General features: G+C 58.1%; 21 protein-coding genes, 2 tRNA genes and 1 pseudogene. 5 read left to right on the plus strand and 19 right to left on the minus strand.

What is annotated here, in order from left to right:
* Positions 1-51 precede the first annotated feature (51 nt).
* The 8 genes from FQ185_RS06065 to FQ185_RS06100 form a co-directional block, all read right to left on the minus strand.
* On the minus strand, positions 52-1374 hold the full coding sequence (locus tag FQ185_RS06065) for an integrase arm-type DNA-binding domain-containing protein (protein ID WP_149416713.1): 1323 nt from the start codon (positions 1372-1374) through the stop codon (positions 52-54).
* A gap of 171 nt (positions 1375-1545) precedes the next feature.
* Positions 1546-1621 (minus strand) — tRNA-Thr (locus tag FQ185_RS06070).
* Positions 1622-1751: 130 nt separating this feature from the next.
* Complete coding sequence (locus FQ185_RS06075) at positions 1752-2993, minus strand: nucleoside deaminase (RefSeq protein ID WP_149416714.1); 1242 nt, start codon at positions 2991-2993, stop codon at positions 1752-1754.
* 297 nt (positions 2994-3290) lie between these two features.
* Positions 3291-4520, minus strand: coding sequence for a methyltransferase (locus tag FQ185_RS06080; protein WP_149416715.1), 1230 nt, complete (start codon positions 4518-4520; stop codon positions 3291-3293).
* The gene (locus tag FQ185_RS06085; protein WP_149416716.1) at positions 4501-5190 is read right to left on the minus strand and encodes an ABC transporter permease; all 690 of its coding nucleotides are present in this window, start codon (positions 5188-5190) and stop codon (positions 4501-4503) included. The genes FQ185_RS06080 and FQ185_RS06085 overlap by 20 nt, the downstream gene beginning before the upstream one ends.
* The gene (locus tag FQ185_RS06090; RefSeq protein ID WP_149416717.1) at positions 5187-5882 is read right to left on the minus strand and encodes an ABC transporter permease; all 696 of its coding nucleotides are present in this window, start codon (positions 5880-5882) and stop codon (positions 5187-5189) included. The genes FQ185_RS06085 and FQ185_RS06090 overlap by 4 nt, the downstream gene beginning before the upstream one ends.
* 78 nt (positions 5883-5960) lie before the next feature.
* A complete protein-coding gene (locus FQ185_RS06095; RefSeq protein WP_149416718.1) occupies positions 5961-6707 on the minus strand; it encodes an ABC transporter substrate-binding protein in 747 nt (248 codons plus the stop codon).
* Between the two features lie 13 nt (positions 6708-6720).
* A complete protein-coding gene (locus tag FQ185_RS06100) occupies positions 6721-7494 on the minus strand; it encodes an ABC transporter ATP-binding protein (RefSeq protein WP_007972784.1) in 774 nt (257 codons plus the stop codon).
* 562 nt (positions 7495-8056) lie between these two features.
* On the opposite strand from FQ185_RS06100, the gene gabP reads away from it, so the two are divergent.
* Entirely contained in the window at positions 8057-9448 is a 1392-nt protein-coding gene (gene gabP / locus FQ185_RS06105) for a GABA permease (protein ID WP_149416719.1), read from the plus strand.
* A gap of 77 nt (positions 9449-9525) precedes the next feature.
* On the opposite strand, the gene FQ185_RS06110 is transcribed toward gabP, so the two are convergent.
* The 4 genes and pseudogenes from FQ185_RS06110 to FQ185_RS30960 form a co-directional block, all read right to left on the minus strand.
* Positions 9526-9978 (minus strand): hypothetical protein, encoded by a 453-nt coding sequence (locus FQ185_RS06110; protein ID WP_149416720.1) that lies wholly within the window; start codon positions 9976-9978, stop codon positions 9526-9528.
* A gap of 6 nt (positions 9979-9984) precedes the next feature.
* Positions 9985-10401, minus strand: a complete 417-nt coding sequence (locus tag FQ185_RS06115) for a hypothetical protein (RefSeq protein ID WP_149416721.1) — start codon at positions 10399-10401, stop codon at positions 9985-9987.
* A 37-nt stretch (positions 10402-10438) separates the two neighbouring features.
* The gene (locus FQ185_RS06120; RefSeq protein WP_149416722.1) at positions 10439-11413 is read right to left on the minus strand and encodes an alpha/beta fold hydrolase; all 975 of its coding nucleotides are present in this window, start codon (positions 11411-11413) and stop codon (positions 10439-10441) included.
* 69 nt (positions 11414-11482) lie between these two features.
* A pseudogene (locus tag FQ185_RS30960) lies at positions 11483-11599 on the minus strand (DUF1016 domain-containing protein); the annotation flags it as partial.
* Between the two features lie 497 nt (positions 11600-12096).
* Here FQ185_RS30960 and FQ185_RS06130 point away from each other — a divergent pair.
* Positions 12097-12546 carry a carboxypeptidase regulatory-like domain-containing protein gene (locus FQ185_RS06130; protein ID WP_149416723.1) on the plus strand — a complete coding sequence of 150 codons (450 nt, stop codon included), beginning with the start codon at positions 12097-12099 and terminating at the stop codon, positions 12544-12546.
* A 290-nt stretch (positions 12547-12836) separates the two neighbouring features.
* Here FQ185_RS06130 and FQ185_RS06135 read toward each other — a convergent pair whose 3' ends face one another.
* Entirely contained in the window at positions 12837-13055 is a 219-nt protein-coding gene (locus FQ185_RS06135) for a hypothetical protein (RefSeq protein ID WP_149416724.1), read from the minus strand.
* 193 nt (positions 13056-13248) lie between these two features.
* On the opposite strand from FQ185_RS06135, the gene FQ185_RS06140 reads away from it, so the two are divergent.
* Positions 13249-13458, plus strand: coding sequence for a hypothetical protein (locus tag FQ185_RS06140; RefSeq protein WP_149416725.1), 210 nt, complete (start codon positions 13249-13251; stop codon positions 13456-13458).
* Between the two features lie 265 nt (positions 13459-13723).
* Here FQ185_RS06140 and FQ185_RS06145 read toward each other — a convergent pair whose 3' ends face one another.
* Positions 13724-13918 (minus strand): hypothetical protein, encoded by a 195-nt coding sequence (locus FQ185_RS06145; RefSeq protein ID WP_149416726.1) that lies wholly within the window; start codon positions 13916-13918, stop codon positions 13724-13726.
* A gap of 661 nt (positions 13919-14579) precedes the next feature.
* On the opposite strand from FQ185_RS06145, the gene FQ185_RS06150 reads away from it, so the two are divergent.
* Positions 14580-16136, plus strand: a complete 1557-nt coding sequence (locus FQ185_RS06150) for a methyl-accepting chemotaxis protein (protein ID WP_149416727.1) — start codon at positions 14580-14582, stop codon at positions 16134-16136.
* Positions 16137-16964: 828 nt separating this feature from the next.
* Here FQ185_RS06150 and FQ185_RS06155 read toward each other — a convergent pair.
* The 5 genes from FQ185_RS06155 to FQ185_RS06175 all read right to left on the minus strand — a co-directional run bounded on the left by FQ185_RS06155 (position 16965) and on the right by FQ185_RS06175 (position 21176).
* Positions 16965-17040: transfer RNA gene (locus FQ185_RS06155), tRNA-Phe, on the minus strand.
* 103 nt (positions 17041-17143) lie between these two features.
* Positions 17144-17416 carry an oxidative damage protection protein gene (locus tag FQ185_RS06160; RefSeq protein ID WP_149416728.1) on the minus strand — a complete coding sequence of 91 codons (273 nt, stop codon included), beginning with the start codon at positions 17414-17416 and terminating at the stop codon, positions 17144-17146.
* The gene (gene mutY, locus FQ185_RS06165; protein WP_149416729.1) at positions 17413-18480 is read right to left on the minus strand and encodes an A/G-specific adenine glycosylase; all 1068 of its coding nucleotides are present in this window, start codon (positions 18478-18480) and stop codon (positions 17413-17415) included. The genes FQ185_RS06160 and mutY overlap by 4 nt, the downstream gene beginning before the upstream one ends.
* Positions 18477-20693, minus strand: coding sequence for an AsmA family protein (locus tag FQ185_RS06170; protein ID WP_149416730.1), 2217 nt, complete (start codon positions 20691-20693; stop codon positions 18477-18479). Before FQ185_RS06170 ends, mutY begins: the two co-directional genes overlap by 4 nt.
* Positions 20694-20771: 78 nt before the next feature.
* A complete protein-coding gene (locus tag FQ185_RS06175; protein ID WP_149416731.1) occupies positions 20772-21176 on the minus strand; it encodes an acetyl-CoA sensor PanZ family protein in 405 nt (134 codons plus the stop codon).
* A gap of 224 nt (positions 21177-21400) precedes the next feature.
* Here FQ185_RS06175 and FQ185_RS06180 point away from each other — a divergent pair, with 224 nt between their 5' ends.
* Positions 21401-23065: an OFA family MFS transporter gene (locus FQ185_RS06180; RefSeq protein WP_149416732.1), complete on the plus strand. Its 1665-nt coding sequence runs from the start codon at positions 21401-21403 to the stop codon at positions 23063-23065.
* Positions 23066-23212 lie beyond the last annotated feature (147 nt).

The raw sequence follows: 23212 nt of genomic DNA on the forward strand, positions 1-23212 counted from the left end.
GGATGGACCCGCGTGGACAAGCGGGATCACTGAGATATAAAGACCGAGCGCTTACTCATTTGCGCCACGTTTTGCTTTTAAGCGAGTGACGTTTGGTCCGGTCTGGTTGGCGAATTCGTGGGGGGTGACATGCTCCTGTCGATTCGTCTCCAGGTACCGGCTCCACCAGTTCATGATCAATCTGCGCTCCTCAATGAATTCGGCCTTGTGGATGTAAGCGGCGCGGACGTTGTTGCGTTCTTTGTGGCTCATCTGCCTTTCAATGGCGGTCTCGGACCACAGTCCTGACTCAATCAGTGCGCTACATGCCATCGAGCGGAAGCCATGGCCACAGATTTCGGTTTTGGTGTCGTAACCCATATTTCGAAGCGCGCTGTTCACCGTGTTTTCAGACATCGGTTTCGACGGGTTGGCATCGCCTGCAAATACCAGGTCGAATTCGCCGGTGAGGGTGCGGATCTGTTCAAGCAGGGTCACGGCTTGCGGCGATAAGGGTACAAGGTGGATGTCCCCGGCCATCTTCGTACCCCTTGTGGAAAAGGGTACTCCGTCCAACGCGGGTCGAGTGTCCGGTATCTCCCAGGTGCCGCGCTTTAGGTCGAACTCGCTCCAGCGGGCGAAGCGTAGTTCGCTGGAGCGCACGAACACATGCAGCGAAAGCATGACTGTCAGTCGGGTAAGTGTGCGGCCTTTGTAGGTGTTGATACGCTCCTGCAATTCAGGCAGACGCGATAAGGGTAGAGCGGGGCGATGAATCACTCTCGGGGCTTTGATCAAGCCTTCAAGGTCGTAGGCAGGGTTTGCCGTAATGTGCCGAGAACGTTTTGCCTCGCGCATGATGCTTTGCAGGTAGTTTTGTACCCTTAAAGCGACGTCAATCGTGCCGCGCTTCTGGATCGCTTCCAGAGGTTGCATCAGATCATGGGTGTCCAGATCGACAATAGAGCGAGCGCCGATCAGCGGGAAAACATGGGTTTTGAGGCGGCTCAGGACGGTCTTGGCATGGCCCGGAGCCCATTTGGCAGACATCGCTTTGTGCCAGTCCAGTGCGGCGCTTTCAAAGGTTCGGCCTTTGATTGCGGCCTGCGTCTTGGCTTGGTGTTTGGCCTCTATGGGGTCGATGCCTTTCGCCAGCATCCGCTTGACCTCCAGGCGCTTGTTTCGAGCATCGGCGAGGCCGACCACGGGGTAGCTGCCGAACGAGGTCAGTCCTTCGCGGCCATCAGGTTTTACATACCTGAGACGCCAGCCTTTACGGCCATTGGATTGGACTAGAAGGTAGAGGCCGTCGCCGTCGAAAAGCTTGTAATCGCGGTCGGTGGGCTTGGCTGAGCGGCAAGCCGAATCGGAGAGTGGAGCAGTGGTGCGCGACATAAGGGTACTCCCCTTTTATCGAATTACCTTACCCCTAACACTACCCCTAAAACGGTTGGAATCCACCAGTTTCTGACGGAAACCGATGGAACGCCAAAACGAAAAAACCCGCCAGAAGGCGGGTTTTTCGGGAGTTCCAGAGATTTTGAAAGCCTTCTCTGGAACCTTGTATGGTGCCGGCACCAGGAGTCGAACCCGGGACCTACTGATTACAAGTCAGTTGCTCTACCAACTGAGCTATACCGGCGTGTTAGGGCGACGATTATAGCGATTGGGTTGGTTCTGTAAACCCCTGAATTCAGACTATTTTTGCGCAGGCGTCAGGCCGGCCTCGCGGACGCTTCTGCGGGGCTGGCCAGTGCGATTGCTTTAAAGCGTTACACGCCGTTTTTAACCGCGTTGATCAGGTCCTGGCTCAGCACCTGCGCGGGCGCTACTTGCACGCTTTGGGTGTAGAACGGCGGCAGGTTCTGGGCCAGTGTCGATAGCGCTTGGGCGGTGGTGTTGCCCGGCAGCAGCACGTATTGCAGGTTGGACGGGTAGCTTTGCGGCACGGGGCCTTCCATGGTCGAGCCGTACGCGCCGAAGGTCATCACGGCCTGTGGGGTGGTGGGGTCGGGGGCGTAGAGGAAGACGAAGGTGCCGTATTTTGGATGAGTCAGGTATTGACCGGCCTCGGCACGCACGACGGGGTCGGGGTCGTTCATCAGGGTCCAGCGCAGGACCGCGTAGTTGCGGGTGGTTTCCATGAACGCTGTACGAATGGGCGACTGGTTCTCGGCGCCGCCCAGGCACACCAGCAAGTTGCCGAACGGATCGATGAGGGCCACCGAGTTGAACACCGGGCTGTGCTGTGCTGTTTGTAACAGTGGTGGCGCGAGTTCTGCGCCGGGGTCACGCGGGTTGGACGATTGCACGGTCAGCGCAAACGGGCTGAGCGCGGTCAGTGCCTGACGGACTTTGCTGGTGGCCGGGAGGTTTGCCGGGTTTTGCAGTTGATCCGGCGGCAGACCGCTGTTGTTGCTGGCCTCGCGCACGGTGTTGACGCTGGCGGAGAAGATCGAGCTGGTGAGGAAGTAAGCCGCTGAGTCGATGGTCTGTCCACCAAACACCGGACTGGTCGAACCTTGATAAGCCCGGCTGACCGGCGCCGCGATCGCGTAATAACCCCAAGTGTCTTGCGCCTGTTGGCGGATCTGCGGCGGCAGCGATGGAAAGGTGAACTGGCTGTTGTAGTTGATGCCTGCGTAGTCATCGATCGCACTGACGGCGACGTTAAACCCTGCAGTCAGCAGCGAACCGGCGCACATGGCGCACGGGTCCAGCGTGGTGACGACGGTCAACTGATTGGGCGGTGGCAGGTTCAATGGCGCGGCGTTTTCGAAGTACCAGTCCACCAGTTGCCGCTCGCCGTGGGCGGTTGGGTCATGAGGTAGAAAGTACGTGGTGCCACTGCCGGGGAAAGGCATCAGCACGTTGTTGTGCAGCGCGGCGATGACCTCGCCTGTTGCGTTGTTGATGATGGCGCCACCCACGGCGAAAGTTTGCTGCAGCGCAGCATCAATGGCTTGGTTGGCGACGGTATCGACGGCTTCCTGCGCACTGTTCAATGTGCTCATGTTTTCCCAGCTCCTTGCTGTTTGAGCGCCAGGGAAATCTGGCGTTTGGCAAAGATAGTTGAGGTTTCGCAGGTCGTTTATGTTGTTTTGGCTGAATGCTTATGCACAACGGGATCTGTTCTGCATCTGCTTAGAGTCAAATTTGCGGAGCGGTTCTCATTTGATCGCAAATGCCTGTTTTTCCGATTTTTTTACATCTGTACGAAAATTGAACAGTTGTGTTTCGGCCCCGAAACACCCGCATATATTGGATCCACGATAATTTCATCCCCAGAGTTATCCACAGGTTGAGGCGCATTAAGGGCGCTCAGCGAGGATCAGGAAGTTACGTGGGGTGAGTGCGCTTTCGCAGAAGGTTCCGAGGCGAACCGCATACCCTTGCTCGTAGAGGAAAAGGGCTCGATCGAGTACCAGCCAAAGCTCCAATGGGCGTCGGAAAAGTCCGCGCACCAGTTCCAGATTGCGCACTTCGGCCAGTCGCTGCCAACCCGTAGCTTCGAGCGCTGACCAGTCTTGCGGTCCGACTGTGGATAACTCCTTGAACACGGCCAAGTGATGGCAGTAATCAGCAAAGGATCTATCCAGCCAGGCGCTAGGTAGCGAAGGGGTTGGCAGGTATTCGTCAACACCGCGCAGTTGCCGTTGCAGCAGGTCGAAACCCAGGCGCCGGGCCATGGAGGTGTCGCGCTGGCGTCGGACGCGAGCGCCGGCAGTGACGGTTTCGTTCATCGGCAACGAGAGATCTTCGAGCGACAGTTGTAGGTCGGATCGCATGCCCACAGATGAAAGTGTCTGGTACTCGCTCACACTGATCCGGTTGTAGCAGCAAGGAGCGATGGCCAGCTGCTTGCAACCGGTGGCACTAGCGAGTTGCATTAGCCGCACATGCAGATCACCGCAGGCGTGCAGCGCTACCGGCGTGTGGTCTGCCTTCAATAAAGTGGCAGCACCCGGCGCGAGCACGTCTTGCTCGATGTGAAGCGCATGCAATTGATGACGCTGGCTGAGTGTCTGACCGCTGACGACCAGCGCCGGGTCGTATTCCAGGCAGGTCAGCTGTTGCCCGGTTTGCAACAATCGGCGCCCCAAATGGCCCTTGCCCGAACACCAATCCAGCCAATGCTTCGGCGCGTCAGAAAATTCCAGCCGACTGGCGAACGCCTCAATCTGCTGCCACTTGCGTCCCGGCACATCGACATTCAGCCGGTGGCCAGCTGCTTCAAGTGCATGAGCCGGCAACTCACCTACAGCGCTCAGCTCAAGGGAAAACGCCGCCAGTGAAGCAAAGGGCTCCGGCGCCTCCAGAAGAGCAGGTTGGTTATGAGCATTTTCCGCATCCTCCAACGACCTGCCGCGTAGCCATACAGACAACTTGGGGTAGGACGCTTCCCAAGGAAGCTGCAGATGAGTAAACGGACGGGGCTTCCACAGCGCCTGATGCTCGATCAGAAAAGCATCCAGCGCCGTGAAGCGGGCGAGTAAGTCCTCGCCCGTCAACACGTGGGCATCAACGCCCTTGGCAGGCATCGACGCGCAACCAGCGCTCCAGCAGCTTGAAGCCGCGAACCAGCACGTAGGCCATCAGCAGATAGAACATGCCCGCGGCGAAGAAGATCTCCACGGGCAGGTAGGTTCGGGCAATGATGGTGCGGGCCATGCCGGTCAGTTCCAGCAAGGTCACGGTGCTCGCCAGGGCGCTGGCCTTGAGCATCAGGATGACTTCGTTGCTGTAGGCCGGCAGGCCGATGCGCGCTGCACGGGGCAGGATGATGTAGAACATCGCTTTGGCCCGGGACATGCCCAAGGCCCGCGCGGCTTCGATTTCACCCTTTGGAATCGCCTGGATCGCACCGCGCAGGATCTCGGCGATGTAGGCCGCGGTGTGCAGGGTCATGGTCGCGGTGGCGCACCAGAATGGATTACGCAGGTACGGCCACATCGAGCTGTTACGGATTGCGTCGAACTGCGCCAGGCCGTAGTAGACCAGGAACAGCTGAACCAGCAGCGGTGTGCCACGGAAAAAGAAGATGTAGCCGTAGGGGAATGCCCGCACGTACCAGAGTCGCGACGAGCGCGCGATGCCCAGCGGAATTGCCAGTAGCAAGCCCGCGATCACGGCGATGGCCACCAGTTCCAGAGTCAGTGTCGCGCCCTGAGCCAGTTTCGGCAGCCACTTGATGATGACTTCCCAGTTCATTGAGTGCTCCTCGCGAAGCCGCGAGCGGCGCGTTTTTCCATGAAGTACATACCGGTCATGGCGAGAACCGTCAGGCCCAGGTACATGAACGCGGCCACCATATAGAAGGTGAACGGCTGCTTGGACACGGTCACGCCGATTTGCGCGTGGCGCATGATTTCTTCCAGGCCGATGACTGACACCAGCGCGGTGTCTTTCATCAGGATCATGAACAGATTGCCCAGGCCGGGCAGGGCGATACGCCACATTTGCGGCATGATCAGTTTGGTGAAGATGCGGAACTTCGACAGTCCCAACGCCACGCCAGCTTCACGGTGACCTTTGGGGATCGCCAGAATCGCGCCACGAAATACTTCCGTGGCGTAGGCGCCGAAGCACAGCCCGAGCGCAATCACGCCGGCGGCGAAGGCGTTCAGTTCCAGGTCGGGGTTGCCGAAAAACTCACCCAGGGCACGCATCAGGTTGACCGTGCCGAAGTAGATCAACAGCACCCAGAGCAATTCCGGGATGCCGCGAACCAGTGTCGAATAAGTGCCGCCGAGCCATTGCAGCGGCTTGTACGGGGAAGTCTTGGCCAAGGCGCCGAGCAGACCGAGCACCAGCCCCAGGCACAAGGCCGAGAGTGCCAGTTTCACAGTCATCAGCGCGCCAGCGGCGAGCGCCGGGCCGAATCCGTAGAGATCGATAGTCATGGATTTCTTTTCAAATCGCGGCAGGCTATGCCAGGGACTGGCGCCGTCAGAGAGCGGCGCCAGTCTGGCAGGTCAGGATCAATAGATGCTGAACGGGAAGTACTTGTCGTTGATCTTTTTGTAAGTGCCATCCTCGACGATTTCTTTCAAAGCGAGGTTCAGCTTCGCGCGCAGGGTGTCGCCTTTACGCACAGCGATACCGATCTTGTCGCTCTCTTCCACCGGGTCGCCTTTGAATTCGTAGGACCGGCCGGCGTCGCTTTTCAGCCACTCGTAGTTGACGTACTTGTCCGCCAGGATGCCGTCCAGACGACCGGAGGTCAGGTCGAGGTAGGCGTTTTCCTGGGTGTCGTAGAGTTTGACTTCAACGTCGGGCATGTTGTCTTCCATCCAGGTGCCGGCGAGGGTCGCACGCTGTGCGCCGATCACTTTGCCCTGCAGGGAGGTCTTGTCGGTTTTGAACTCTTTGTCTTTCGGCGCGATGAATTGCAGCTTGTTGGAGTAGTACGGATCGGTGAAGTCCACCGCTTGCTTACGCTCATCGGTGATCGACATCGAGGAGATCAGGAAGTCGAACTTCTTGGCGTTCAGCGCCGGGATGATGCCGTCCCAGTCGGAGGTAACGACGGTGCAGTCGACTTTCATCTTGGCGCACAGGGCGTCGCCGATTTCTTTGTCGAAGCCGACGACATTGCCACTGGCATCTTTGTTGTTGAACGGCGGGTAGGCCGCTTCGATGCCCATCTTCAAGGTTTCGGCGGCGGCACCGGCGCTGAAGGCCAGGGTGGCGGCGGCAGCCAGGAAGATTTTTTTGTAGTTCTGCATGCGGGTAGCTCCGTTAGCGGTTGCTGGACATGAATTGTTTGCAGCGCGCCGAAAGCGGGTTTTCGAACACCTGCTGTGGCGATCCTTGCTCTTCTACCAGGCCCTGGTGGAGGAACACCACTTCGCTGGAAACCTGACGGGCAAAACCCATTTCATGGGTCACCAGCAGCATGGTGCGGCCTTCTTCGGCCAATGCGCGGATGACATTAAGTACTTCCTGGACCATTTCCGGGTCAAGGGCGGAGGTGGGTTCGTCGAACAGGATCACCTTGGGCTGCATCGCCAGGGTTCGGGCGATGGCCGCGCGTTGTTGCTGGCCGCCGGAGAGTTGTGCCGGGTAGGCGTGGCGCTTATCGGCGATGCCGACCTTGGCCAGCAGGGCTTCGGCGACTTCGATGGCTTCGGCTTTGCTCTGGCCGAGCACGCGGCGCGGGGCCTCGATGATGTTGTCGAGCACGCTCATGTGCGGCCACAGATTAAAGTTTTGAAATACAAAACCGATCTCGCTGCGCAGGCGGTTGATCTGCTTACCGTCGGCAGCGACCAGTTCGCCGTTTTTGGCGGCTTTGAGTTTGAGCTCTTCGCCGGCCACCAGGATCTGGCCCTGGTGCGGGTTTTCCAGCAGGTTGATGCAACGAAGGAACGTGGACTTGCCGGAACCGGAGGAACCCAGGATCGAGATCACATCGCCGTCGCGGGCGGTCAGCGAGATGCCTTTGAGCACCTCAAGCGAACCGTAGCGTTTGTGCAAGTTGCGGATTTCAAGCGCGGGCGTGGCCTCAGCCATGTGCGTTCCTCATAGTGTTTCGCTCCTGCTGTTGGCGGCCTTCCTGGCGAGGCGGCCAAGCTAGCATAGCGTCTGAATGGCAGCCAACAGCGCTACGGGCGGTAAACGGGTGGCGTGTGGCAGGTTGTCGCATCGGTACAGCAGACTGTCGCGCTGCTATCAACCGAACAGCCGTTTGAACCCGGCCTGTCGATAAAAAGGGCGGGGCTTGTCCCAAAAAAGGGCGCGATGTTGCCAGCTTTGGCGGGGTGTTGGAAGCGCTAACCGGCCAAACGTTCCTGATCCGCGCTTTTATTGTGCGTCGATGTATTTTTGGGTGTGTTTCTGGTGCGCCGTTTCGTCCTTGAAGTGGGTCGCAGGGTAACGCTCTGGCGAATTGCCATTAATCTCAATGACTTGCGATATCCGTCCGGTCCGGCTGAGGGCCCCGGAGTTGAAGAGTTTGTAACATTTTGGCGCAATTATTGCGTGCAGAATACGGAACGCCCCGTTGGTTTCTTTTTACGAGAAGGAACGCCAGACGGGACGCACGCATTCGCTTTTCCTTACAAAGGTAGTTTCAATGAGCAGTAACCCAAGCTCCAATGGCCTCGAACAGGGGCTCAAACCGCGTCATGTGACTATGCTGTCGATCGCCGGGGTTATCGGTGCCGGCCTGTTCGTCGGCTCCGGCCACGCTATTGCTGCAGCTGGCCCGGCTGTGCTGTTGGCCTACGCTGCTGCCGGTACCCTGGTGGTATTGGTGATGCGCATGCTCGGTGAAATGGCCGTCTCTTCGCCGGACACCGGCTCCTTCTCGACGTACGCCGATCGCGCCATCGGACACTGGGCCGGTTTCACCATCGGTTGGTTGTACTGGTGGTTCTGGGTGCTGGTCATCCCGCTGGAGGCCAACGCCGCCGCGACGATCCTGCATGCCTGGTTCCCGAATGTGGCGATCTGGGCCTTCACTTTGGTCATCACTTTGCTGCTGACAGTAACCAACCTGTTCAGCGTGAAGAACTATGGTGAGTTCGAATTCTGGTTCGCCCTGATCAAAGTCGTGGCGATCATCGGTTTCATTGCCCTCGGTGTTCTGGCGATTTTCGGCGTCTTGCCGACCAGCCAGGTCAGCGGCGTTTCACATCTGTTCGACACTCAAGGCTTCCTGCCCAACGGCATGGGCGCTGTACTCGCTGCAATGCTGACCACCATGTTCTCGTTCATGGGGACCGAGATCGTGACCATCGCGGCCGCTGAATCGAAGAACCCGGGCCAGCAAATCTCCAAGGCCACCAATTCGGTGATCTGGCGGATCGGCTTGTTCTACCTCGTGTCGATCTTTATCGTCGTGGCGCTGGTGCCATGGAATGACCCGGTACTGGCCGCTGTCGGTTCCTACCAGACCGTGCTTGAGCGCATGGGCATCCCGAACGCCAAGCTGATCGTCGATATCGTGGTTCTGGTTGCTGTAACCAGCTGCCTGAACTCGGCGCTCTACACCGCTTCGCGCATGCTGTTTTCCCTCGGTAAGCGCGGTGATGCACCGGCCGTGTCCAAACGCACCAACGGCAGCGGCACGCCGTACTGGGCGGTGATGCTGTCCACTGCTGCTGCATTCCTGGCCGTATTCGCCAACTACGTGGCCCCGGCCGCCGTGTTTGAGTTCCTGTTGGCCAGCTCGGGTGCCATCGCGTTGCTGGTGTATCTGGTCATCGCGGTTTCCCAGCTGCGCATGCGCCAGAAGCGTATGGCTGCCGGTGAGAAGATTGCCTTCCGGATGTGGCTTTTCCCTGGTCTGACCTATGCGGTGATTGTGTTCATCGGTGGCATCTTGACGATCATGCTGTTCCAGGAAGCCCATCGCGTGGAGATCCTCGCGACCGGCCTGTTGAGCGTATTGGTGGTGGCTGCCGGTCTGTTTGTGGCTCGCCGCCGCAAGCTGCAGAAGCTTGGCGCGGTAGTGTTGAGCTGATCCGTACCGCGTGACGCAAAACGGCCGCTGTCAGTGATGACAAGCGGCCGTTTTTGTTCTGAAGGGAGAGAGAGTGATTACTCGCCCTTTTCTTCTTGTGCATCCAGCGACTGACGATAGCTGTCCAGTGCATCGCCGAAATCGGTGATGAACTGCGGATCGGTCAGCCAGGCCTGGGCGGCCTCGCGGTCCATGCCGTCGGCCCACATGCGATAGTCGATCAACATGTCGGCGGCCAGGTGGGTGGCGGCCATGGCTTCGTTGTCGGCGTTTTCCATGTCCAGCAGTTCTGGATGGTCGCTGATGATTTCGGCGAGGTTCGACAGCAGGGTTTGCAGCATGTCGTTGCGGCTGGTGGCTTCCGCGTCATGCATTTTGCTGAACATCGCCAGAGTGTATTCCGGGATTGGTTCGCCGATTTCGCCCAGGTCATCGTCCAGCGCGGCGGGTTTTCTGCCGTGGATATTGATTTGCCTGGCTTTGATCTTGGCGCGTTTGGCGCGTTTCTGTTGCTTGTTCAGGGATGCCATGGGAACTCAGTTGGTTTTCTGTTGGGTTTGGGCCGCAATGGCGTCGGACGCCGCCACATAATCAGCCTGGAAGGCCGGTGATTCGATCCACGCCAGGGCGGCGGCTTCGTCGACCTCGGTGGACCATTGGCGGTATTCGATCAGTGCCGCGAGGATGAAGTCTGTCGCTGTTTCTTCGCCCTCTTGCTCCAGCACCAGTGCGAGCAGCGGGTGTTCGAGAAAGGCCATGCACATAGCTTGTTGGCTGATCTTTTGCGCGTCGATCATTTCTTTGAACAGTTCAGTCAGGTCCACCGATTCAAAGTCGATGCGATCGTCGTTCGGGTCCAGCTCGACCGGTGCGGCGGCCCGTTGGGTGCGGTTCTGCTTGGCCTTCGCTTTGGCGCGGGTGGCGCGTTTTTGCTGTTTGTTCGCGGATGCCATGGGCGTCGTTCCGTATTTCGTTGAGAGGGCAGGTCGATCAGCTGCGTGGCACTAGCCGCCCCGGGGTATCAGGGGCCAGTTCGCCGGTTTGCAGCCAGGACAATGCAATGGGCCATAGTGTGGCTTGGTATGGGCTACGAAAAAAGGCGAAATGTCCGACTTCTTCTTCGCCGATGTCTTGCGGATCGATTCGCAGGTGGTTGTTCGTGGCGCCGGAGAAGTAACCGAGCAGCCGTTCGATGGCCGCAATCGTGCCGTAGGGATCGTCGCTGATGCTGATGGCCAGGGATTTTGCGGTAACGGCGGCGAAGGGTAGTTGACCGGTTTTCGCGTGAATAAGGCGACCGCTGGGGCGTTTCTCGTAGCGGGCGGTGGGCGTGCTCCAGTCACGGACCACTCCGGCGGGCGTGTCTTCCAGCCAGCCGAGGCGTTTGCCGGGAAAGTAGCCGTAAATCATCGTCACCAGCGGCATCACCAAGTGCCACTTGCCGAACATCCGCCAGCGATGGGCGGGCTCGTAGTCGCGCCAGTACGCGAATTGCGCGCCTACGGTCACCAGATGCCGGATCAGATGCCCAGAGGCTCCCAGCCCCGCCGCACAGCCTCCAAAGCTGTGGCCGACTACGTCAATGGGTTGTCCGGGAAACTCACGCTGAGCGCGCTTGAGCATCGCTTCGAAATCCAGTGCGCCCCAATCGCTCCACGTGGCCTGTAACCCTTTTAGCGATGCGGGCCGTGACTCACCGATGCCACGGTAGTCATAGGTGATCACGTCAAAGCCGTTGGCGAACAGGTAATCGGCGAAACGTGAGTAGTGTCGGCAACGGACGGAGGTGGCGGCGTTGATGATGACCACCGGGCGAGCGGTGTCCTGAGACGCGTGCCGCCAGCTGAAGCCACCAAGGATGTAGCCATCTGCGGCGGGCTCCTTGAACGGTTCGCCGGCAGTGGAGGTGGGCAGCGGTAACTCGATCTGAGTGGGCGCCAGTGAATGCATGTCCTGCAAATTCATCGGTTTTTGACCTTTGCGGGTAGCTGCCAACAATAGTCTTCGGGCTGCTTGCGGACAATCCATCCGTGCTTACAGGGGTAGCTGATCGAGCAATCGCTCTTCAATTGCCGACCGTTCGCGATCCAGTTCTGCGCGCAATTCCTCTTCGCTCGGTAACACCAGCTTGTACTTGCTGGCGAATAGTTTGTCTCCAAGACAACTCCTGTATTTGGCAAACCGAGAAATTCCAGCATCACGGGGTCCCGGATGAACTCTCTGGGACTGTCGTTCATCGCATGGATGTTCGTAGCGGCTTCCTTCATGCCCTTCCCGAACTCCGCTGTCAGCACCTTCAGGCGTGCCTGGCGGATCAGTTCGCCAAGATTGCCAAGCAGTGAGTCGAGTTGTGGGTCCTGAGTGTTAACGGGTTTGAGGGCGCTCATAAGGTCTTCCGCGGCTGGATCAACAGGCAGAAGAGGATTGCAGGGGGCGGACGGTCGGCGATGCCGGGCGCGGCTGGTAAAACGGAAGGAAAATTCAATTGGTTTTGCAGGATCACACCGATGGCCATCCGCGCTTGAGGAATACAGCGTGTAGTCCGATTCGCAGTGAACCCAAGTACTAATCAATCTAAAACCAGAGCATTCAGCGAGAAATCTAACGGGAGTAACGATGGGGTTCTGTGGACCCCGGGAGTCTTGATCATGAAGTACGTCCATTCACTCATATTGCCCGTCGTCGCCATCGGCTTGTCGATGTTCCCGGCCCTATCGCCGGCCGCCAGCCTTGAGCCCATCGATAGTTCGGGCGTGCAAGTCCAGAGGCAAGAGCAAAACGGGATTACTTACTTGTCCGGCGGTATCGGCGAGGATGAGTCGAAGGCCATCCAGCAAACCACTGGATACAACCTGCACATGACCTTCTCGATCGGGCCGGAGAATAAATACGTTCCCGACGTAGATCTGGTCATTCAGAAAGCACCGGGGCAAACAGTGCTGACGCTGAGTCAGGCTGGCCCGCTGGTTTATGTTCAGCTTCCACCCGGCAAGTACACCGTTACTGCGACCCGTAATGGTGAGGCGCGACATGACACAACGGATGTCGGAAGCAGCACTGCTCGCAATCTGGTTTTTCACTGGAATAGTGATGAATAGCCAGAGGTAAAGGTCTCGCGAATCGAACAGCGAAAACCGGGTCTCATCAAATCGCAGGCATAAAAAAACCCTGAATCTTGCGATTCAGGGTTTTCGGTATTTGGTGCCAGAGACGGAATCGAACCAATGGCTACAGGCTAAGTGTTTAAAAGCATCCAGGTTTTCTGATTGTTTTTCTACGCACAAATCCACTCACTTTTTTCAGTGGTGCCCCTTTTTCAAGCTTTTTGGGGTGGAGCTTGCCGGGTGGCCGTTCAGATTTGAGCGGTCGGATGAACGGCTCGTTCACCCTATTGAGATTCAGCCGGAATTGGATCGATTGCCTGGCTCATCACTTTGGAGGTTTGATCCGCTTGATGGACCGCATTTGAGCCATCAGTGATTTGCGGTATTACCAGGGCTGTGCGGTCACTCAGCAGCAGCACCAGGATCAGAAGTGCAAAGGCTGCAATCACAGGGAATGATCCGAACCATAAAGCCATACGGCGTCGGTGCTGGTCTTCGTTCATCCGTGCTGGTCCTTGCAGCTGGATAGCTGCCACATGACAAGATTGCCACCAATGTAGTTCTGTCGTTGATGATTACCAACCTACAAATCTCACCGAAACGATGAGCGGCGGCGGTTGAAAACTAACGACGCGGCATAATGGCCTCGATGATTATGCCGTTCCGCCTTCACTCCGCCGTTGTGAGCCCCTTGTAATGAAAACCGAACGTCGCTACTCGATCATCTTGGAGCACAGTGCCGAGGTGCTGCTTGAACATGCCCCCATGGCGCAGATAGAAGCGTTTTGGGACGCCAATGATACCCGCTACTTCGGGTTACGCGTGGAAGATGAGCACAGCGCGCATGCGCGAGTAATTGTTACGGACGAAGTTCCTGAAGAAGAGATGGAACTCTATTGTCTGTAGCAAAAGTCCTGGCCCATTGGCGGCTTTGTTGTGCTCATTCAGCGAGTGAGCCGTTTTGGTCTCGGTGAGACAGATCGGTCTATCTGAGTCGGATCGTATGGGCGGACTGACTGACCGTCTCATCAAAAATGGGGAGTCGGTACCGGCGCCGTCCGGTTTCAGTAGAAACCCACCCGGTTTTGCTTACTTTTGCTTACCCGGAATTTCAGACATGTAACCTGGCCTCCCATTTCGGTAGGTCGGGTGTCGCGACACGTTTTGCGAATTATCGTTTTGTGTCGCGCACTCGATGCCGTGGCACTCGGGTAAGCGCACGCCTGGCATCCTTGGTGAGCTGGTCGAGTGCCTGGCTCTCGAATGCTTCGGCCATAGCGGCGGCCTTCCTGATAATCAGCAGCGCCAGCTCGGGCGGAAACACCCCCTTGTCGGCGGGCAGGTAGTCGCAGTCGATAAGGGACATGGGGTGGCCCTCGCAGATGTGGTCGTGCTCAACAGTCGCTGAACAGGCGTTCGATAACTACCGTGATCCCGGTAGTTTGCTTGGGGCGTCCTGTCGCCTGCTACAGCCTGCTGTCAGGGCTTTAACGTTAACCGTCGGTTGGGTAACGTTGCTAGCAGGGCATGGCGAGACTACCGCAACTGATTATTTCCGCGCTCAGGGATTCCCTGGCCAGCCCGCTGATAAATCTCCCTTGACGGGCCTCCCGAGAATATTTGACAGGCCGTGCTCACTGCCACCCCGATAATTCCTCGCCAGCCCTTACAGATCAAGGCGTCCAGCCAGGCGCTGGCGCATGGTCGTCTCGCAATCCGTCAAGACCTGTCAAAAATTTCGTCAAGGCTGGTTCAATGTTTTGGGCGGGGGGCGCTGCTCGGATGCAGTGTGGCCGTCTGTACGCCAGGTGTGCCGTCTGTCACGGGTGTGAGACGCCAAGAGGTGCCTGTTTGACGGACACCGCACGGGATATGCCTTGGATGCTCACCCGGCGCCGGTTTCGTCTCATGCCTGTCTCACATTCCGACGAAGTGTGAGCAAAGTAGCTCAAGCGTAACCAAGAGTCGTCGATAAACAGCAGTAGTTTATCCACTCGGTAAACGTAATCTGCATCTTGGAGTATTAAATGTTTGGTTGGATTAGCAATATCCGCGTAGGTACCAAACTCGGTCTTGGATTCGGCCTGGTATTGGCGTTGACTTTTCTCCTTGCTCTCACCGGCTGGACAGCAATCAATGTTCTGGCTGAGCGCGGCGTCAAAGTACAGGGCATCGCTCGTGTCAGCGAGATGACCAAGGACCTGCGAATTCATCGCTTGCAGATGGAGCTCAACCCTAAGGGGGACAGTGCCCGGATGATCCTCCAGACGCTCGACGAACTGGCTGGGTATTTGAACACTGCTCGTGTCCAACTGACCGTGCCCAGCGATGCGGTGCTGATAGACCAGCAGATAGCCGCGGTCAAGGTGTACCGCGATGCCCAAGGCGCCTTAAGCCAGGCGGGAGCCGATCTGGCTCCGGTGTTCGCCCGAATGGGTGTGCAAGGCGATATCCTGCTCAATACCACCCAGCAGTTGATAGCGTCGCAATCCGCCAAGCGCGATGCCGATTCGTCTTTTGCTAAAACCTTGCTTGCTAGCATCGCGGCGCTGGCGTTGCTGCTCGGTGCCGTCGCGGCCTGGATAATTACCCGGCAAATCGTTACACCGTTGCAGCATGTCCTCAAGGACGTCGATCGTATTGCCTCCGGCGATTTGAGTCAGGATCTGGAGGTCAATCGCCGCGATGAGGTAGGGCAATTGCAGAGAAGCCTGCAACAGATGACCACCAGCTTGCGCGAGCTGATTGGCGGTATCGGCGCTAGCGTCATCCAAATTTCTAGCGCTGCCGAAGAGTTGTCAGCCGTCACCGAGCAGACCAGTGCTGGTGTGAACAGTCAAAGAGTGGAAACCGATCAAGTTGCTACTGCCATGAACGAAATGACCTCCACCGTGCAAGAGGTAGCGCGTAATGCTGAAGAGGCCTCTGACGCCGCGGCCGCCGCAGATCAGCAGGCCCGCGAAGGTGACAAAGTTGTTGGCGAGGCCGTGGCTCAAATCGAACGCCTAGCTATCGAAGTCGGCAACTCCACCGTGGCTATGAGCAATCTCAGAGAGGAAAGTAACAAAATCGGCGGTGTGCTCGATGTTATTAAGGCGGTCGCACAACAAACCAACCTACTCGCTCTCAATGCGGCCATTGAGGCAGCTCGAGCGGGTGAAGCCGGACGAGGTTTTGCGGTAGTTGCCGATGAAGTTCGTAGCCTGGCGCAGCGTACCCAGCAATCCACCGAAGAAATTGAAAAGCTGATCTCCAGCTTGCAAAGCGGCACTCGAGAGGTGTCTGCCGTTATGGAGAGCAGTCGTATATTGACTGATAGCAGCGTTGAATTAACTCGTCGTGCCGGAACATCTCTGGAAAATATCACCCGCACGGTGTCTACAATCCAGTTGATGAATCAGCAGATTGCCTCAGCCGCTGAACAGCAGAGCGCAGTGGCTGAAGAGATCAACCGTAGCGTGCTGAACGTGCGTGATATCTCTGAACAAACCGCTGGCGCTAGTGATGAGACAGCTGCGTCAAGTATCGAGCTGGCACGTTTAGGCCAGGAGCTTGACGTTTTGGTTAAGCGCTTTCGATTATAGGGCTGATCTAAAGCGCACCCCAATCAGCTAGCCGGCAGAAGGATTGAAGCTGACGCTGGCTAGCATTGCGCGGGGGGGATTGCATGGGGTGTTTCGCGAATCGGGGTTGACCGGCCTCATTCATGGGGTTGGTTTTCGCAAATCAGCGTTCGACCAGTGAAATCCCTGGGTACGACTTTTGTTTCCAGTAAAAACACCTGATTTTGGTCGAAACAACGATGGACACCTCGCGCTTGGCAACCAGCCAAGTTCGCGCCGGCAAGTGCGTACCGATGGTGCGTACCCGTCTGCGTACCATGCCGGACAACTCTGCCTCTGAGGCGGTTTCACGCGTACCAGGATGTGTGAAATCACTGCGTGAAGGGCTGCGTGAAATTTTGACGGGGGAGGGGCTTCGCGCATCGTCCCGTGCGCGACGGACGTGCGCGAAACCATGCGAGAAACCTCCCCTAGCCCTTACACCCTCTGTTACAGGTTGACTCGTTACGTCGCTGCCTTGTGGATGGGCTTTCCGGCGTGCGCGGTTCGATTCACTCAAAAGCATGTTAACCGGGGTGAGTAACCATCCTGGTAACCGATCAGGGCACCCAGCCCGAACCGTGGATGCCAGAGTGGATATCCGAGAGTGGCACGCAGCCTCCTTGCAGGCCGCACCAGGCGGGCGTATTGCCGTCATGGTGTGAGTAGATTTCTAGACCGAACTGGATCTACTCACATATTTTTGGGCTACAAAGGGAACGGTTGGGAACCGTAGAAAGCAAAAAACCCGCACTAGGCGGGTTTCTTGTGTGTTTTCAGGTGTGCTTGGCATCACCTGAAAACGAAAGGTGGTGCCCAGAGACGGAATCGAACCGCCGACACGGGGATTTTCAATCCCCTGCTCTACCGACTGAGCTATCTGGGCAACGGGGCGCATTAAACGGGTTTTTCGGGGGGTCGTCAAGCAAGTTTTCAAAAAATATTTAATTATTACCGTCGCTTACGACCCGACCCTCGAAAAATCGCGATTATTCAGCCGGCGGAACGTAGCCGTCAGCCTTGGCGTATTCCTCGCCGGAAAAGAACTTGTCCATTTCGCCCTGAAGATATTTGCGGTCTTCGGCGTTCATCATGTTCAGGCGTTTTTCGTTGATCAGCAGGGTCTGGTGTTTCTGCCAGTCGGCCCAGGCCTTGGCGGAGACGTGGTCAAAAATATCCTGACCCTTGGCGCCCGGGAATGGAGCACGGTCCAGGGCGGGCAATTCTTCTTTGTACTTGCGGCACATGATGGTGCGGGTCATGACGACTCTCCTGCGTTCAATACGGCGGCCGCGCGTTCGAGCAAGGTTTTGACCGGGGCGGCAAGGCCCAGGCGCGGCGGGGTGGCGAGGTTATACCAGAGCCAGTCGGCCTCGGCCACGTGATGGCCGGCCTCCTGGACCTGAACCAGCCAGGGTTCGATGGATAGCTGAAAGTGGCTGAACGTGTGCATCAGGCTTGGCAGTGCCTGTTGGCTGCCCAACTCCAGCGAGTGCTGCGAAGCCAAATGTTGCAGGTCGTCGAGGTCGTCGAGTTCCGGCAGGCTCCACAAACCGCCCCACAAGCCCGTTGAAGGGCGGCGGTAAAGCAGAATCGCGCCTTCGCCGTTGGCGAGCATCGGCATCAACGTACGCCTCTGTGGCACGGCTTTGCGCGGTTTGGGGATCGGGTAGCGGGTTTCCAGGCCGAGCATGTGAGCTTCGCAGCCCTTTTCCAGTGGGCAGAGCAGACAGCTCGGCTTACTGCGGGTGCAAAGCGTGGCGCCCAGATCCATCATCGCTTGGGTGTAGGCGTTGACCCGATCATGCGGCGTGAAGCGCTCAGCGTTCGCCCACAGCTGTTTCGCGACCTTCGGCTCGCCCGGGTAGCCCTCTTGCGCGGTAAAGCGCGCCAGCACGCGTTTGACGTTGCCATCGAGAATCGGCGCCCGTAGGCCCATGCTCAGGCTGGCGATAGCACCCGCCGTGGACAGACCGATACCCGGCAGGTCAACAAGCTTTTCCACATCCCGCGGAAACTCGCCGCCGTATTCGGCAACGATGATTTTCGCGGTCTTCTGCAGATTGCGTGCGCGGGTGTAGTAGCCGAGCCCGGTCCACAGGTGCAGCACTTCGTCTTCCGGAGCAGCGGCCAGGGCTTCGACCGTCGGCAACGAGGCCATGAACCGGTCGAAGTAATTCAGCACGGTGCTGACCTGCGTCTGCTGCAGCATGATTTCCGAAACCCACACCCGATACGGCGTGATGCCTTGTTGCCAAGGCAAATCGTGGCGGCCGTGGCGGTCGTACCAATCCAGCACCGCCGATGAAAACTGCTCGGCTCTCATCGCTTGAACAGCCCCTTCAAGGCGTTTTTCAGTTCAGGGCTGACCTTGTCGCCAAGCTTTTCGTCGATTTTTTCACTGATCCGCTCGCCAGCCAGTTTGCTCGCGACCTGGCCCATGCGCTCGTTATCGAGGCGGCAGGCCTTGGCGCCCAGTTCCAGCGGGCCGCGGCAACGCAGTGGCCACTCGATGCCGACGAACTTTTCGCCAACCTGGCAGGCCGGGTCCGGCATGTCGCTCTTGTCGCCTTCGACAATGACGCCCACGCGGTAATCCATGCCCAGCACCCGCAGATCGACATCACCGTCACCGTTGACGGTCATGCCCGGGATGCGCACTTTCAGGTCGGGGTTGCTGGCCACACCGTTACGGAAGGTCAGGTTGCCCTTGAGCTCCTGGAACGGTGTGTCCTTGCCACGTGGCTCGCCGGTGAGGGATTTGCGGTTGAGGGTGGCGATGCCTTTGCACAGCTGTTGTTCGAGGTTGGCATTGAGCAGTACGCCGTTGTTGATGACGAAACTGGCGTTGCCGTTGAGGCTTTCGATCAGCGCGCTCTGGCTGTTGCCGCTGCCGGTCAGGTTGCTGTTGAGCGTGACCAGACCTTTGACCGGCGGATTTTTACCCTGGCTTTCGAGGATTTTTTCCACAGGCACTTTGCTGATGTTCGTCTGCATGTTCAGCGCTGGCACCTGCTGGCGCACGTTGAGGGTGCCCTTGGCTTCGAAGTTGCCGTCGTACAGATCGCCGCGCAGATTCTCCAGTGTCAGCAGGCCGCCCTGGCCGGTGGCCTTGAGCGCCGCGTTCTGGATCGGCAGTTTTTCGAGGGTCAGTTGGCCGAAGGTCAGGTCAGCGTCTACGTCGAGTTTGCTCAGTCGTTCCACCGGCAACAGGCGTTCGGTGCTCCAGGCTCCTTTGGTGGGTGCTGGCGGCAGCGGTGTGCTGCCCGCGCCGGCCATGGCATCGGCTTCGGTGCTGGCGACTTCGGCCTGACGGACCTGCGTCGCGCTGCTGGCTTCGGCAGATTTCGGCGGCAGGTAACGGTCGACGTTGAAAGTGTCGGCCTTGAGGTTCACCCGCAGCGATTGCTTGGCGAAGTCCTCGACAGCAATGCGGCCGGTGAAGGTGCTGTCGTCCACTTTCAGATTGATATCGTCAAGCGACAGGCTTGTGGGCGTGCCCGCAAGACGGCTGGCCAGCTCGACTTTGCTCAGGCTGCCTTCGGCCATGGCCGGGAGTTTCTGGCCGATACTGTCAACGAATTTGGCCAGGTCGAACTGAGCAATCGACAGGCCGCCACTGATTTGCGGGGTCTTGTCGAGGTCGTTGACCTTCAACTCGCCCAATGCGCGCAATTGGTTGGCAGAGATCTTGATGCCGGTCCATTCGGCGACGTTCGCAGCTTTATCCAGCAGTAACTGCCCTTGGGCAGCAAAAGTCATGGTCTTGCCTTGCAGCGGATCGCCGGCGACTTCACCCGACAGTTTCATGTCTTCGAGCTTGTAACGCTGCAACGCGCGCTCGAAACGCAGCTCGCCATTGAGCTCAGTGCGCACTCGCAAGACCGGTTGATTGGTGCCCAGGAACGCGGTGAGTTTGATTGGGATGTTGGTGGAGTCATGCACCGGGCCGGTACTCAGCTGGATACTTTCGGCGCTGAACTGCTGGCCGGTTTTTTCGTCGCTGTATTCAACGCGGGCGTTGTTGATGGTCAGGCTGTCGATGTCCAGGCGGATTGGCTGGGCCGGTTTTTCCGCTTGGGCGGTGGTCTCGGCCGCTGGTTCACCAGAGGTCGCTGGCGGCGTGGCCGGCGCTGGTGCCTTGCCGATGTCTTGCCAGTTGCCATGGCCGTCCTTGTCGCGGGTCAGGCGCAGGTTCAGGCCTTCGACGCGCACATCGCTCATCTGCACTTCACGGCGCAGCAGCGGTATCACGCGTACCGACAGACCGAGCATCTGCAAGTCAGCGAACGGTTCGGTGGGCTTGGCCAGGGTCGCGACACTGGCTTCGTGCAATTCCAGGCCCAGCCACGGGAACAGGCTCCAGCCGATATCGCCATTGAGCGTCAGCTCGATGTGGGCCTTGTCGCGGGCAATCTGGCGAATCTCGTCTTTATAGTCGTTGGGATCGAAGAGGTGCGTCAGGGCAAAGCCCAGCGCCACAATGATCAGCAACAGCCCGAGAAGCACCAGCCCCAGGATTTTGCCGAACGCTTTCATGGGCGAGTCCTTGTAATTAGTCGAATTCGAAATTTAGCCGGGGAGTATAGCGCTCCAAAGCGGACGACCGGGCAGTGATCACGTCGGCAACACATCCAGCGGCACTTTCAGTTTGGCGGCCAGTGCTTGCGCCTCCAGGTGCCCGGCCGGCGCCAGCAAACGCAATGTCGCACCCGATTGCGACGCCATTTTCTGTGCTTCGTTCACCAGTCGCTCGGCGACACCACGACGACGGGTAATTTTTCTGACGCATAGTCGGGACAGATGCCACACATACTGATGCCGTTGCAGGCGTGCTGCGCCCAATAGGCGATCGTTGAAGCGGCCGGCAATCAGCGAGCCGTCCTGCAGGCAGCTTTCGATCAAATGCACTTCCCCGGCAAACGGGATAAACAGCCAGTCCGGCGCATCGCGATAGATCTTTTGCAGATCTTGCTGATCCTGATAAGTAGCTTCGTTCAGCGGCTCAACTATGATCGGCATGACGGTTCCTTCGGTGGTACGAGAACAGACAACATATAAAAAGGTGATATCACTTTGGTTTTTCTGTCACGTACAGATGGTAACCTCTGCCGGTTCGTCCGTCCTTCTGCGACTTGACGTCGCACCAAAATGGAGCTTCACCCCGAGAAAACAGTCATGCGTGCGCATAAAGGCTGGGGGTGAAGAGTGGCAGGCGAACCATACTAATAATTGGGGGATACACAATGACCACGAGCATTACGGCGGACGGCTTCACGGCTGACCAGCCCTCGTTCCTGTCCAAGGAACGCATCATCGCCAAGCCCGGTTTCAACCGCTGGCTGGTACCACCGGCCGCACTGGCCATCCATCTTTGCATCGGCATGGCCTACGGCTTCTCGGTGTTTTGGTTGCCACTGTCCAAAGCCTTGGGTGTGACCAAGGCAACGGCCTGTGCGCCGGACATGAGCTTTATCGCTCAAGTCTTTTCATCTCAATGTGACTGGCCGATCTCGATGCTCGGCTGGATCTACACCCTGTTCTTCATCTTCCTCGGCTGTTCGGCAGCGATCTGGGGTGGCTGGCTGGAACACGCAGGGCCGCGCAAGGCCGGTGTTGTGTCAGCGCTGTGCTGGTGTGGCGGTCTGCTGATTTCAGCGCTGGGGGTGTATACCCACCAGATCTGGCTGATGTGGATCGGCTCCGGGGTCATTGGCGGTATCGGCCTCGGGCTGGGTTACATCTCGCCGGTCTCGACCCTGATCAAGTGGTTCCCGGACAAGCGCGGTATGGCGACCGGCATGGCAATCATGGGGTTCGGCGGTGGCGCGATGGTCGGTGCTCCACTGGCTGCGGCACTTATGGGCCATTTCGCTTCGCCAACCAGCGTCGGCGTATGGCAGAGCTTCCTGGTGATGGCTGCGATCTACTTCGTGTTCATGATCGGTGGCGCACTGTCCTACCGCGTTCCGCCAACCGGCTGGAAGCCTGAAGGCTGGACCGCTCCGGCGAAGAAAGCGTCGAACGCGATGATCACTCATCGTCACGTTCACGTGAACGTTGCGTGGAAAACCCCGCAATTCCGTTTGGTGTGGCTGGTGCTGTGCCTGAACGTTTCGGCGGGCATCGGCATCCTCGGCATGGCTTCGCCGCTGTTGCAGGAAGTATTCGGTGGCAAATTGATCGGCGTTGACCTGCCATTTGGTCAACTGGACGCCGGGCAACTGGCTTCGATCGCGGCGATTGCTGCCGGTTTCACTGGTTTGCTGAGCCTGTTCAACATCGGTGGCCGGTTCTTCTGGGCTTCGTTCTCGGACTACCTGGGTCGCAAAAACACCTATTTCGTGTTTTTCGCACTGGGCTTTGCCTTGTACGCGCTGATCCCGAACCTCGGTCACTTGGGCAGCGTTGCGCTGTTCGTGGCGGCGTTTTGCATCATTCTGTCGATGTACGGCGGTGGTTTTGCGACGGTGCCGGCTTACCTGGCTGACTTGTTCGGTACGCAAATGGTCGGCGCGATCCACGGTCGTCTGTTGACGGCGTGGGCGGCGGCGGGCGTGTTGGGTCCGGTGTTGGTGAACTACCTGCGCGAGTATCAGCTGAGCATCGGCGTTGAACGCGCCGCGGCGTATGACATCACTTTGTACATCCTCGCAGGCCTGCTGGTGCTGGGTTTCCTGTGCAACCTGATGGTTCGTCCGGTGGCTGACAAGTACTTCATGACCGACGCTGAACTGGCTGCCGAACAGGCGCTGGGCCACGACAAGGGTGCTGATGCCAGTACTTCGCTGGAGTGGAAAGCGGCGCCTGGCACGCGTCCGTTGGCGATTGCAGCGTGGCTGGTGGTGGGGATTCCGTTGGCGTGGGGTGTTTGGATTACCCTGCAAAAAACCGCAGTCCTGTTCCACTAAGTTAAGTAAGCGCATCACCCTTGTGGGAGTGAGCCTGCTCGCGATAGCGGTCTGACAGTCGACAGAGATGTTGAATGTGATGGCCTCATCGCGAGCAGGCTCACTCCCACATTTGTTTTGTGGTGTGGGCAAATGGCTTGTATGGAC

Source organism: Pseudomonas sp. ANT_H12B (genome assembly GCF_008369325.1).
GTDB lineage: Bacteria > Pseudomonadota > Gammaproteobacteria > Pseudomonadales > Pseudomonadaceae > Aquipseudomonas.

Coding starts and splice junctions, on each gene's coding strand:
- FQ185_RS06145 (WP_149416726.1), bottom strand. CDS start 13,918: ATGTCCCTTATCGACTGCGACTACCTGCCCGCCGACAAGGGGGTGTTT.
- FQ185_RS06110 (WP_149416720.1), bottom strand. CDS start 9,978: ATGGCATCCCTGAACAAGCAACAGAAACGCGCCAAACGCGCCAAGATC.
- FQ185_RS06175 (WP_149416731.1), bottom strand. CDS start 21,176: ATGCCGATCATAGTTGAGCCGCTGAACGAAGCTACTTATCAGGATCAG.
- FQ185_RS06075 (WP_149416714.1), bottom strand. CDS start 2,993: ATGAGCACATTGAACAGTGCGCAGGAAGCCGTCGATACCGTCGCCAAC.
- FQ185_RS06085 (WP_149416716.1), bottom strand. CDS start 5,190: ATGAACTGGGAAGTCATCATCAAGTGGCTGCCGAAACTGGCTCAGGGC.
- mutY (WP_149416729.1), bottom strand. CDS start 18,480: ATGAGAGCCGAGCAGTTTTCATCGGCGGTGCTGGATTGGTACGACCGC.
- FQ185_RS06065 (WP_149416713.1), bottom strand. CDS start 1,374: ATGTCGCGCACCACTGCTCCACTCTCCGATTCGGCTTGCCGCTCAGCC.
- FQ185_RS06090 (WP_149416717.1), bottom strand. CDS start 5,882: ATGACTATCGATCTCTACGGATTCGGCCCGGCGCTCGCCGCTGGCGCG.
- FQ185_RS06160 (WP_149416728.1), bottom strand. CDS start 17,416: ATGACCCGCACCATCATGTGCCGCAAGTACAAAGAAGAATTGCCCGCC.
- FQ185_RS06135 (WP_149416724.1), bottom strand. CDS start 13,055: ATGAACGAAGACCAGCACCGACGCCGTATGGCTTTATGGTTCGGATCA.
- gabP (WP_149416719.1), top strand. CDS start 8,057: ATGAGCAGTAACCCAAGCTCCAATGGCCTCGAACAGGGGCTCAAACCG.
- FQ185_RS06115 (WP_149416721.1), bottom strand. CDS start 10,401: ATGGCATCCGCGAACAAACAGCAAAAACGCGCCACCCGCGCCAAAGCG.
- FQ185_RS06150 (WP_149416727.1), top strand. CDS start 14,580: ATGTTTGGTTGGATTAGCAATATCCGCGTAGGTACCAAACTCGGTCTT.
- FQ185_RS06180 (WP_149416732.1), top strand. CDS start 21,401: ATGACCACGAGCATTACGGCGGACGGCTTCACGGCTGACCAGCCCTCG.
- FQ185_RS06080 (WP_149416715.1), bottom strand. CDS start 4,520: ATGCCTGCCAAGGGCGTTGATGCCCACGTGTTGACGGGCGAGGACTTA.
- FQ185_RS06130 (WP_149416723.1), top strand. CDS start 12,097: ATGAAGTACGTCCATTCACTCATATTGCCCGTCGTCGCCATCGGCTTG.
- FQ185_RS06095 (WP_149416718.1), bottom strand. CDS start 6,707: ATGCAGAACTACAAAAAAATCTTCCTGGCTGCCGCCGCCACCCTGGCC.
- FQ185_RS06140 (WP_149416725.1), top strand. CDS start 13,249: ATGAAAACCGAACGTCGCTACTCGATCATCTTGGAGCACAGTGCCGAG.
- FQ185_RS06100 (WP_007972784.1), bottom strand. CDS start 7,494: ATGGCTGAGGCCACGCCCGCGCTTGAAATCCGCAACTTGCACAAACGC.
- FQ185_RS06120 (WP_149416722.1), bottom strand. CDS start 11,413: ATGAATTTGCAGGACATGCATTCACTGGCGCCCACTCAGATCGAGTTA.
- FQ185_RS06170 (WP_149416730.1), bottom strand. CDS start 20,693: ATGAAAGCGTTCGGCAAAATCCTGGGGCTGGTGCTTCTCGGGCTGTTG.